10 protein-coding genes are annotated in these 10,968 nt (G+C 70.9%); 9 read left to right on the forward strand and 1 reads right to left on the reverse strand.

From position 1 onward, the window contains the following. Nucleotides 1-39: 39 nt before the first annotated feature. The 8 genes from NJ4_RS18400 to hisF all read left to right on the forward strand — a co-directional run bounded on the left by NJ4_RS18400 (nucleotide 40) and on the right by hisF (nucleotide 8,159). Nucleotides 40-1,968, forward strand: coding sequence for an endonuclease/exonuclease/phosphatase family protein (locus NJ4_RS18400; protein ID WP_067438434.1), 1,929 nt, complete (start codon nucleotides 40-42; stop codon nucleotides 1,966-1,968). Between the two features lie 70 nt (nucleotides 1,969-2,038). Beyond that, nucleotides 2,039-3,388, forward strand: coding sequence for a histidinol dehydrogenase (hisD, locus tag NJ4_RS18405; RefSeq protein WP_067438437.1), 1,350 nt, complete (start codon nucleotides 2,039-2,041; stop codon nucleotides 3,386-3,388). Nucleotides 3,389-3,393: 5 nt separating this feature from the next. Beyond that, nucleotides 3,394-4,518 carry a histidinol-phosphate transaminase gene (locus tag NJ4_RS18410; protein WP_067438440.1) on the forward strand — a complete coding sequence of 375 codons (1,125 nt, stop codon included), beginning with the start codon at nucleotides 3,394-3,396 and terminating at the stop codon, nucleotides 4,516-4,518. After that, complete coding sequence (gene hisB / locus NJ4_RS18415; RefSeq protein WP_067438443.1) at nucleotides 4,515-5,126, forward strand: imidazoleglycerol-phosphate dehydratase HisB; 612 nt, start codon at nucleotides 4,515-4,517, stop codon at nucleotides 5,124-5,126. Before NJ4_RS18410 ends, hisB begins: the two co-directional genes overlap by 4 nt. Nucleotides 5,127-5,129: 3 nt before the next feature. Continuing rightward, a complete protein-coding gene (gene hisH, locus NJ4_RS18420; RefSeq protein WP_067438446.1) occupies nucleotides 5,130-5,774 on the forward strand; it encodes an imidazole glycerol phosphate synthase subunit HisH in 645 nt (214 codons plus the stop codon). A gap of 151 nt (nucleotides 5,775-5,925) precedes the next feature. Then, nucleotides 5,926-6,558, forward strand: a complete 633-nt coding sequence (locus tag NJ4_RS18425) for a hemerythrin domain-containing protein (protein ID WP_157551217.1) — start codon at nucleotides 5,926-5,928, stop codon at nucleotides 6,556-6,558. A 99-nt stretch (nucleotides 6,559-6,657) separates the two neighbouring features. Continuing rightward, complete coding sequence (gene priA, locus NJ4_RS18430) at nucleotides 6,658-7,401, forward strand: bifunctional 1-(5-phosphoribosyl)-5-((5-phosphoribosylamino)methylideneamino)imidazole-4-carboxamide isomerase/phosphoribosylanthranilate isomerase PriA (protein ID WP_067438453.1); 744 nt, start codon at nucleotides 6,658-6,660, stop codon at nucleotides 7,399-7,401. Beyond that, complete coding sequence (hisF, locus tag NJ4_RS18435; protein WP_067438458.1) at nucleotides 7,398-8,159, forward strand: imidazole glycerol phosphate synthase subunit HisF; 762 nt, start codon at nucleotides 7,398-7,400, stop codon at nucleotides 8,157-8,159. The genes priA and hisF overlap by 4 nt, the downstream gene beginning before the upstream one ends. A gap of 271 nt (nucleotides 8,160-8,430) precedes the next feature. Here hisF and NJ4_RS18440 read toward each other — a convergent pair whose 3' ends face one another. After that, nucleotides 8,431-9,063: a TIGR03085 family metal-binding protein gene (locus tag NJ4_RS18440; protein WP_067438462.1), complete on the reverse strand. Its 633-nt coding sequence runs from the start codon at nucleotides 9,061-9,063 to the stop codon at nucleotides 8,431-8,433. A gap of 121 nt (nucleotides 9,064-9,184) precedes the next feature. Between NJ4_RS18440 and NJ4_RS18445 the strand changes: the two genes are divergently transcribed. Continuing rightward, on the forward strand, nucleotides 9,185-10,968 hold a 1,784-nt coding region (locus tag NJ4_RS18445; RefSeq protein ID WP_322787631.1), incomplete at its 3' end, for an ABC transporter ATP-binding protein.

The raw sequence follows: 10,968 nt of genomic DNA on the forward strand, positions 1-10,968 counted from the left end.
GTGGATGCGGGCAGGATGTGACCGACGAAGGGGGATCCGATGAAGCGTGTCCTTGCGGTGGCGGCCGGCTTCTGGCTGCTGGTCGACGTGTTGCGGGTCTGGGCGCCGTCGCTGATCACGATCTTCGGGCAGGCCGCCGCCACGCCGGCCGAGCTGATGGGAGCGTTCGCCCTGGCCGTGGTGGTGGCCGGGTTCCTACCGCTGCTGGTGGTCAGGTTCTCCCGGGTGGGTGAGGCCCGCATGCTGCGGTTGACCCTGGCCGGGGCCTTGCTCTGCCGCGTCGCCCTCCAGCTCGTCGGCGGTGGTGACCCCCAACTGTGGTGGTCGTCGGCAGGCGTGGCCTGCGCCGTCGCGTGGTGCTGCCTGGCCGCCAGCAGGTCCGGCCCCGACCTCGTCCGGGGCTACGCCGTCGGACTGGCCCTGGCGGCCACCACCCATGCTGCCCTGGGCACGTGGGGAGCCGTGTGGCGCGATGACGTCTGGGCGTGGCTGGTCCTGCTCGTCCAGAGCGGTCTCGTCGTTGCGGCGTTGGGGTGGCGGGTCGCCCGCGGGCCGGCACCGACCTCGTCCGCGCTGGCCTTCTGGCTCCTGCCGTCGTACCTGCTGGCCGGCACCTGGGCGGCCAACCCCGCGCGCGCCTCGTCACTCGCCGACACCTGGGGTCTGCTCGTGGTGGTGCTCGGGTGCGTGGCCGCCGTCGGGTTCGCCGGCCGCCGCGTTGGGCGGCGAGGAGCCACGGTGCTCGCCGGGCTGGTCCTGACCGCGGCCACCGCGGCCGTGATGCTGCCGGACTCGTCATCGCGATGGCAGCTGCTCGCCTTCGTGGTCGGTGTGCCGGCGCTGGTGGTCGTGCTGGAAGGGCTGGCCGGGGCACGGCCCAGCGGGGCTCCTCGGTTCGGTCCCGTCCCTTCCGCCGCCGTGGGGGCCGTGCTCTGGGTGCTGCTGCTCTTCGCCTACTACGCCGGCTACGACCTGGGCTACCGCGCCGATCTGGTTTTCGTCGCCCTGCCCGCCGCGATGACGCTCGTTGCCGCGCGCAGAGCGCCGACGGCAGCCGTGGACGGGGACCGGCTTCGTGAGGACCGGCAGCCCCGAGCAGCGAGTCAGCTCCCGAGGACCAGGGACCGACGCGCGGGAGACGGACCTATCGTGGCGGTCGGGATGCTCGCGCTCCTGCTGGCGGGGCTGGGGCCACCGCTCACCACTCCCGAGGTCGCCCCTCGGCCCGACGGTCCGTCCGATGGCCACGACGGACTGCGGGTGATGGCGTGGAACCTGCGGATGGGCTACGGCATGGACGGCACGTTCGAGCCTCAAGCGGTGGCGGAGCTGATCGCCGGCCAACAGCCAGACGTCGTGCTGCTCAGCGAGATCGACCGGGCCTGGTTGCTCAACGGAGGGCAGGACCAGCTGGCGATCCTGGCCAGGTTGCTCGGCATGGAGGCGCACTTCGGCCCGGCAGCGGACCCGGTGTGGGGCGATGCGATCCTCACCGATCTTCCGGTCAGCGACATCGATGCGCACCCGCTGAACTCCTACGACGCGGTGACCGGTGCGCAGGCGTTGGCGCTCACGGTCGAGCTCGACGGGACGGCGTACGACGTGGTCTCCACGCACGTGCAGCCTCACGGTGGGAGTGGTGACGGGTCGTTGGAGCAGGCCCGGGACCTGGCCCGATTCACCGCGGAGCGCGGCGCCTCGGGCCACCCGGTGGTCATGGGCGGCGACTTCAACCTGCAGCCTGGCGACGATTCCTGGAAGGCACTGATCCGGAGCGGTCTCTCCGACGCGCTGTCCGCGGCCCGGCCGCTGCCGACCTCGCCCGCCGACGATCCGGAGGAGCAGATCGACCACGTCTTCCTCGGCAGAGGTCTGGACGCGAGACTGGTTGCCACCACGCCGCACTCGGTGCCCTCCGAGCTGTCCGACCACCTGCCGGTGGTCGTGACCGTGCAGAACCGTGGGTGATCGACGCCGGCCCATGTCGCCCACCGAAACCGGCTGAGGGCCCGGGACGCAGCCAACTAGACTCGCGCCCATGATCAGACGCATCGACCTGAGGGGCGCCGGCGAGGCCGTCGACTACCGATCCGCGGTTCCGCGGGCGGGCTTCGACGTGGAGGCCGCGACCCATCAGGTGCGCCCGATCCTGGACGCCGTCCGCACGCGCGGGCTGGAGGCCGTCCTCGAGCTCACCGAACGGTTCGACGGCGTCCGGTTGGACGACATCCGGGTCCCCGCCGCGGCCACGGCCGCGGCGCTCGAGGGGCTCGACCCGGCCGTGCGCTCCGGCCTGGAGGAGTCGATCCGTCGCTTGCGCACCACGTGTGAGGCCGATCTCACCGACGACAAGGTCATCGAGGTGGCCCCCGGGGCCGTGGTCACCCACCGGTCCGTGCCCGTGGACCGAGTCGGGCTCTACGTGCCGGGCGGACTCGCCCCGTTGGTCTCGACGGTGGTCATGAACGTGGTGCCCGCCCAAGTTGCCGGGGTCGGGTCGATCGCCCTGGCCACCCCGCCCACACGGGAGTCGGGGCTGCCGGACCGATCCGTGCTGGCCGCCTGTGCGCTGCTCGGCGTCGACGAGGTGTACGCCGTCGGCGGCGCCCAGGCCGTCGCCATGCTCGCCCACGGTGCCGGGTCGTGTCGCCCGGTCGACATGGTGGTCGGGCCGGGCAATCTCTACGTCACCGCAGCCAAGCGGTTGCTGCGCGGCGTGGTGGGCATCGACTCCGAGGCAGGTCCCAGCGAGATCGCGATCCTGGCCGACGACAGCGCCGACCCGGCCTACGTCGCGGCCGACCTGTTGACCGAGGCCGAGCACGGCGGAACCTCCGCATCCCTGCTGGTCACCGACTCCGAGGTGCTCGCCGACCAGGTCACGGCCGAGCTCGACAGGCAGGTCGCGGCGACCCGGCACTCCGAGCGCGTGGCCGAGGCGCTCTCGGGTGAGCAGTCGGCCATCGTGCTCGTCGACGACGTCGAGCAGGGTCTGGCCGTGGTGAACGCCTACGCCTCCGAGCACCTCGAGATCCACACGCGCGACGCTTCCGTGATCGCTGGCCGGGTGCGCAATGCGGGCGCGGTCTTCGTCGGACCGTGGTCGCCGGTCGCCGTCGGTGACTACTGCGCGGGCAGCAACCACGTGCTGCCGACCGCCGGGTGTGCCTGCCACTCCTCCGGGCTGGGGGTCGGCTCGTTCCTCAAGCAGGTGCACGTCGTCGACTACACCCGTGAGGCACTTGCGGAGGTCGCCGACCACGTCGTCGCCCTTGCCGAGGCCGAGGACCTGCCCGGTCACGGCGCAGGTGTGACGACCCGCTTCGCGACCCAGCCCGACCAGTCGGCCGAGGAGGTCGCGCAGCGACCCTCTCGAATCCAGGGGTGACGCGCATGTCAGCGAGCGGGCCCACGAGCGCGCCATCGACCTGGCCCCCCTTGCGCGAGGAGCTGCGCGGGATCGCCCCCTACGGCGCACCCCAGCTCGACGTGCCGGTGCAGCTGAACGTCAACGAGAACCCCTACGGGCCCTCGGACGCGGTTGTCGCCGACGTCGCTGCCTCCGTGGCCGCGGCCACGTCGACGTTGAACCGCTATCCCGACCGGGAGTTCACCGAGCTGCGTACGGCGCTCGCGGCGTACCTGAACCGCGACGGTGGGCAGGGCGTCACACCCGACCAGGTGTGGGCGGCCAACGGATCGAACGAGGTGATGCTCCAGCTGCTCCAGGCCTTCGGTGGCCCGGGCCGCACGGCGCTCAGCTTCGCCCCGACGTACTCGATGTACCCCGAGTACGCCCGTGACGCGATGACCGGCTGGGTGGTGGGTCGCCGCGAGACCGACTTCTCCCTCGACCTCGACGCGGCTCGTGAGCTGATCCTTCAGCACCGGCCCCACGTCGTCCTTCTGCCGTCGCCGAACAACCCGACCGGAACCGCGCTGCCGCCGGACGCGGTGTCGATGCTCTGCGAGGCCGCCGGCGACGGCATCGTGGTGGTCGACGAGGCGTACGGCGAGTTCCGGCGCGAAGGGACGCCGAGCGCGCTGGAAGTCCTTCCCCACCACCGCAACCTGGTCGTGTCGCGCACCATGAGCAAGGCCTTCGCGTTGGCGGGGGCACGGCTGGGCTACTTCGCCGCGGCGAAGGAGATCTGCGACGCGGTCCGGGTGGTGCGGCTGCCCTACCACCTCTCCGCGGTCACCCAGGCCACCGCCCTGGCCGCGTTGCGGCATGCGCCGGAGCTGCTCGGCCGGGTCGACGATCTGCGTCGCGGACGCGATGAGACCGTAGGCTGGCTGCGCGAGCAGGGCTTCGAGGTGGCCGAGAGCGACGCGAACTTCGCGTTGTTCGGCCGTTTCGCGGACCGGCACGCGGTCTGGCAGCAGTTGCTGGACCGGGGGGTGCTGATCCGTGAGACCGGCCCCGAGGGTTGGCTCCGGGTCTCGATCGGCACCCCGGACGAGATGACGGCTTTCAAGAACGCACTGACCGAGGTCATGAAGGAGATCCAGGGATGAGCAGGACCGCGCGGATCGATCGCGAGACCAAGGAGTCCAAGATCCACGTCGAGATCGACCTCGACGGCAGTGGCACGACCCAGATCTCCACCGGTGTGGGGTTCTACGACCACATGCTCACCGCGTTCGCGCGGCACGCGCTGGTCGACCTCGTGGTGCACGCCACCGGTGACACCCACATCGACTCCCACCACACGGTCGAGGACACCGCGATCGTTCTCGGCCAGGCGATCCGTGAGGCCCTCGGTGACAAGGTCGGCATCCGTCGTTTCGGCGACGCCACCGTGCCGCTCGACGAGGCGCTGGTGCAGGCCGTCGTCGACGTGTCCGGGCGCCCCTACTGTGTGCACACCGGTGAGCCCGAGGGCCAGGAGCACGTGCTGATCGGCAACCCGGCCGGCAACTTCTTCCTCGGCTCGCTGACCCGCCACGTCTTCGAGTCGATCTCGTTCCACGCCCACATCGCCCTGCACGTGCGGGTGCTGGCCGGCCGCGAGCCGCACCACATCGTCGAGACCCAGTTCAAGGCGTTCGCCCGGGCCTTCCGCGACGCGATCGCGCTCGATCCGCGCGAGACCGGCGTCCCCTCCACCAAGGGCGCCCTCTGATCCATGAAGAATGTCGTCGTCCTTGACTACGGGTCGGGGAACCTCCGGTCGGCGGTGCGCGCACTCGAGCGCGCCGGTGCCTCCGTCACGCTGACCGCCGATCGCACGGCTGCCCAGGACGCCGACGGGCTGCTGGTGCCCGGCGTCGGTGCGTACGCCGCCTGCATGGCCGGCCTGCGGGCGGTCAAGGGGCACGAGGTGATCGGCCGACGGCTTGCCGGTGGCCGCCCCGTGCTCGGCATCTGCGTGGGCATGCAGATCCTGTTCTCCCGCGGCGTCGAGCACGGTGTCGAGACCGAGGGCTGCGACGAGTGGCCCGGCGTCGTCGAACGGCTGCACGCTCCCGTCGTACCGCACATGGGGTGGAACACCGTCGACGTCCCCGAGGAGTCGGAGCTGTTCGCCGGGGTCGAGGACGAGCGCTTCTACTTCGTGCATTCGTACGGCGTCCGCGACTGGACGCTGGTCACGAACAACCGCACGCGGGCGCCCAGGGTGACCTGGGCGGAGACTGGTTCGATCTCTGGGAGCGGCGACCGGTTCGTCGCCGCCGTCGAGAACGGCCCGTTGAGCGCCACCCAGTTCCATCCGGAGAAGTCCGGCGACGCCGGCGCGCAGCTGCTGCGCAACTGGGTGCAGTCACTCTGAGCCCGGGTCCACCGATCTCTCGGCTGCTGCGCGCCCCCGTTCTGGCGTGAGAGATCCCGAGCTGCCGGGCAGGAGGCACGGCGTCCCCCATACAGGGCAATTGTGATAAATCGCTTCTGCTTGGACCAGGTGGGCTCCTAGCGTGTTCGGCATGCCCGAGCTGAACATGAACGACATCATCCATGCCGCCGTACGTCGAGATCTGGGCCGCATCGAAGGCGCCTTGCGGACCTTCTCCGAGGGTGACCGGGCCCGGGCAGGTGCGCTCCAACGGGCCTGGGAGACGCTGTGGCGTCAACTCCACCACCACCATGTCGGTGAGGACAGCCATGTCTGGCCCTACCTGCGGAGCCTCGGAGTCCTCGACGAGCGCATGCTCGAGGAGATGGAGCACGAGCACGAGGCGATGGCCGCGGCGATGACCGCTGCCACAGCGGGGATGGCTGCCTTCGCCGACGCCCCGACGACGTCGAACGCAGTGCAGGCCGCTGACCTGGTGGCTCGGGCCCACGAGATCACCGAGCAACACCTCGTGCACGAAGAGACCGCGGTGATCCCGTTCATCGAGGAACGTTGGGACACCCCCGAATGGAAGGCGACCGAGAAGCAGCTGCGCAAGGGCTCGCCCTCCCACAACGGCGAGTTCTTCGCGTGGCTCCAGGACGGTGCCACGCCCGAGATCCTGGCCGGGCTGCGCGCCAACATTCCCGCGCCGGTCGTCTTCGTGCTGTCCAGGGTGTTCGGCCGCCGCTACGCGCGCGAGGTCGCCCCGGTCTGGCGGTGACTGATCCGGTGGGTGACCGGGGTGCGGTGCTGGCCGGCGTGGTCTCGCCATGGAGTACTGGGTGCAGCGTGGACGTGCCGGCTCACTAGGATCCTTGCCATGAGCGACTACCTCGAACTCCTGCCCGCCGTGGACGTCAAGGGCGGCCAGGCCGTCCAGCTGGTGCAGGGTGTCGACGGGTCGGAGAAGCGCTTCGGTGACCCGGTCGAGGCCGCTCTTCGCTGGCAGAGTGCGGGCGCCGAGTGGATCCACCTGGTCGACCTCGACGCCGCGTTCGGTCACGGACACAACCGCGACCTGCTCGCCACGATCGTCGGCACGCTCGACATCGACGTGGAGATGAGCGGTGGGATGCGCGACGACGAGTCGCTCAAGGCGGCCATGGACGCGGGTTGCCGCCGGGTCAACATCGGCACCGCCGCGCTCGAGAGCCCGGAGTGGTGTGCCCGCGCCATCGGCGAGTACGGCGACCGCGTGGCCATCGGGCTCGACGTACGCGGCACCACGCTCGCGGCGCGGGGGTGGACCCGTGAGGGCGGTGACCTCTACGAGACCCTGGCCCGCCTCGACGCCGAGGGCTGTGCTCGCTACGTCGTCACCGACGTCAACAAGGACGGCATGCTCCAGGGGCCCAACCTCGACCTGCTCCGTGACGTCTGCGCGCGCACCGACAGGCCCGTGGTCGCCTCCGGCGGCGTGACCACCCTCGACGACATCCGAGCCCTGATGGAGCTCGTGCATCTCGGTGTCGAGGGCGCCATCGCCGGGACCGCGCTGTACGAGGGCCGCTTCACGATCGAGGAAGCCCTCGCCCTCACCCGCAACGGACGTGACCCCCGGTGACACTGGCCGTCCGTGTCATCCCGTGCCTGGACGTCGACGCCGGGCGCGTGGTCAAGGGCATCAACTTCAAGGAGCTGCGCGACGCCGGTGACCCGGTCGAGCTGGCCCGTACCTATGACGCCGAGGGCGCTGACGAGCTGACCTTCCTCGACATCTCCGCCTCCTTCGAGGGGCGTGCGACCACGATGGAGATCGTCTCGCGCACCGCCGAGGAGGTCTTCATCCCGCTGACCGTGGGCGGGGGAGTCTCCAGCGTCGAGGACGTCGACCGGCTGCTGCGTGCCGGCGCCGACAAGGTGGCGATGAACACCGCCGCGATCAAGCGGCCCGAGCTGATCGCCGAGGTGGCCGACCGGTTCGGCAACCAGGTGCTGGTGCTCTCGGTCGACGCCCGGCGCGCCACCGGAACGGACTCCGGCTTCGAGGTCACCACGCACGGGGGCCGCACGTCGGCCGGGCTCGACGCGATCGAGTGGGCGGCCCGGGCGGCCGAGCTCGGTGCCGGTGAGATCCTGCTCAACGCGATGGACGCCGACGGCACCCAGGACGGCTTCGACCTCGAGCTGATCCGCGCCGTACGCCGCGAGGTCAGCATTCCGGTGATCGCCTCGGGCGGTGCCGGATCCGTCGACCACTTCGCGCCCGCGGTCGACGCCGGTGCGGACGCCGTCCTGGCGGCGACGGTCTTCCACTTCGGCACCCTGCGCATCTCCGACGTGAAGGACGCGCTCGCGGAGACGGGTCACCCGGTGCGCTGACCCCCAGCCACCTGTGGACAAGCCCGCTCGGCTGTCGGCGCAGGTCTCCACCCCGGAGGTCACGCCCCGGGTCCGGGGCCCGTGGCACCATGGTGTGGACCCTGGATGTGTCGATCCGATCCTGCTGCTCGTGGTGCAGGAGATCGGCTGAAAGACGTCGCCGACGCGCTACCGCATCCCAGCCGATGGGCAGTGTCCAGATCGGGCGTCGCGGCACCGTCGAGACCGACCTCGGGACGCTGTTCGCGCCCTGAGCCGAGGCTCCCGGCGCTCAGATCCCGAGCGAGGCCGCGCGGAAGCGGCGTACCCGTTCCTCCGGTCCGCCGTACTCCAGGCCGGTGACCCGGGCGCGGCCGAACAGCATCAGCAGCAGTTCGGAGGTCGGGCCCACGACCAGCACCGGGTCGCTGCCACGACGCAGGGTCACCTCGCGGCCGGTGGCGGCATCGCGCACCAGCACCGGAACGCCGGCCGGCCGCACCAGGCCACGACCCGTGGTGCTCACGACGCGCCACAGGCTGGCCTGCTCGGCACGGGTCAGGTCGCGCGCGGTCCAGCTCGGCTGCGCGCGGCGGATGTCCTCGTGGTGCACGAAGTACTCCGCGGTGTTGAGCAGTCGGTCGACGACGGGCAGCGCGGCCCAGGTCAGCCGCGGCCGGCGCAGATCCTCGACGAGATCGGTGAACTCCCGGCGTCCGAGCCTCTGGGTGGCCCTGTCGACCAGACCGCCCAACGCCGGCACGAGGATGCCGGGGGAGGCCAGGGTCCGCTCACGCACGAGCATGTGGACCACGAGATCCTTGACGGTCCACTCACCCGAGAGCGTCGGTGCACCCGCGCCGACGTCGAGCGCGAGGTCGCAGAGGCGGTTGCGTTCGGCGTGGGCCAGCGAGGTGGTGCTCATGTCGCGAGCGTACGACGTACGCCGGGATCGGGAACCGGCCGCACGAGTTGTCCATGCCGGGAATGTCGGAGCCGGGTCCTAGTGTTGGCCTCGCTGTCGGGTGAGGAAGATGCGAGGAGACGTGAGCCAGGTGGGTGCACCGCGCGGGACGATGCGCGAGGGGTTCGCTGTCCTCGGAGTCGCGATCCGGAAGGAGCCGTGGATCTTCACGGTCTCCACGCTGGGCAGCGTGCTCTTCGGTGCGCTGACCGTCGCTGATGCGTGGGTGCTGGGCTGGTCGACGGAGCACGCGGTGATCCCCGCGTTCGAGACCGGTCACATCGACGCCTCCATCCTGTGGGCGGTCTTCGGACTGTTCGTCGGCGTGGCGATCCTCCGCGCGGTCGGCATCGTCGCGCGTCGTCTGGGCGCCGGCATCATGCAGTACCGCATGCAGGCGTATTCCCGGCGCGAGGTGACGCGCCAATATCTCGAGCTGCCCATGGAGTGGCACCAGAAGCACCCCACCGGGCAACTGCTCTCCAACGCCAACTCCGACGTGGAGGCGGCCTGGTTCCCGATCGCACCCCTGCCGCTGGCGGTGGGCACCGTGGCGATGATGGTGATCGCGATCGTGCAGATGCTGCTGGCCGACGTGGTTCTCGCGGCGGTCGGCCTGCTGGTCTTCCCGGTCGTCATCGTGGCCAACGTGGCGTTCCAGCGCGCGTCGTCCCCGTTGATGACTCGCGCCCAGCAACTGCGCGCCGAGGTCAGCGAGATCGCCCACGAGTCCTTCGACGGGGCCATGGTGGTCAAGACCCTGGGCCGCGAGGGTGAAGAGACCCAACGCTTCGCCGAGCGGGTCCACGACCTGCGCGACGTGCTGATCAAGGCCGGCCGCATCCGCGCGATGTTCGACCCCACCATCTCCGCGCTGCCCAACATCGGGGTGCTGGTGGTGCTCGCGACCGGCGTCGCCCGGGTCCTCAACGGCACCACCGACGCCGGGGCGGTCGTCACCGTCGCCTACCTGCTGACCATCGTCTCGTTCCCGATCCGTTCGATCGGCTGGCTGCTGGGCGAGTTCCCACGCAGCGTGGTCGGGTTCCAGCGGGTGCAGTCGGTCCTCGACGCCCGCGGCGAGATGACCTACGGCGACGTTGCCCTCGAGTCGACCGGCCCCGGGGCCGACCTGTCCGTCGACTCGTTGGCCTATGCCTACGACGACGGGCCGCCGCTGCTGCGTGACCTCTCGTTCACCGTCGCCCCGGGTCGTACGACGGCCCTGGTCGGAGCGACCGCCTCCGGAAAGAGCACCCTCACCAACCTGCTCACCCGGCTGGTCGACCCCGACGCCGGAGTGGTCCGCGTCGACGGCACGGACCTGCGTGACCTCGACCGCGGGGCGCTGGCGCAGGTGCTCGCCGTGGTGCAGCAGACCGCCTTCATGTTCGACGACACCGTGCGCGGCAACATCACGCTGGGCGCCGATTTCAGCGACGACGAGGTGTGGGCCGCCCTGCGCACCGCGCAGGGCGACGGTTTCGTCGCCGGGCTGCCCCACGGCCTCGACACCCAGTTGGGTGAACGCGGCACCTCACTGTCCGGGGGCCAGCGGCAGCGCATCTCCCTGGCCCGAGCCCTGGTCCGCCGCCCCCGCATGCTGATACTCGACGACGCCACCTCCGCGGTCGACCCCGAGGTGGAGGCCCGGATCCTGGCCGGCCTGCGCGAGAACGGCTCCGGCACCACCCTGGTCGTGGTCGCCTACCGCAAGGCCACGATCGGGCTGGCCGACGAGGTGCTCCACCTGGCCGACGGTCGCATCGCCGACCGCGGGACCCATGCGGAGCTTCTCGAGCGCAGTCCCGGCTACGCCACCTTGGTCAACGCCTACGAGCAGCAGGCGGCAGGGGAGGTCACCCC

Source organism: Nocardioides jensenii JCM 1364 = NBRC 14755 (assembly GCF_001552535.1).
In the GTDB taxonomy this organism is placed as follows: Bacteria; Actinomycetota; Actinomycetes; order Propionibacteriales; family Nocardioidaceae; genus Nocardioides; species Nocardioides jensenii.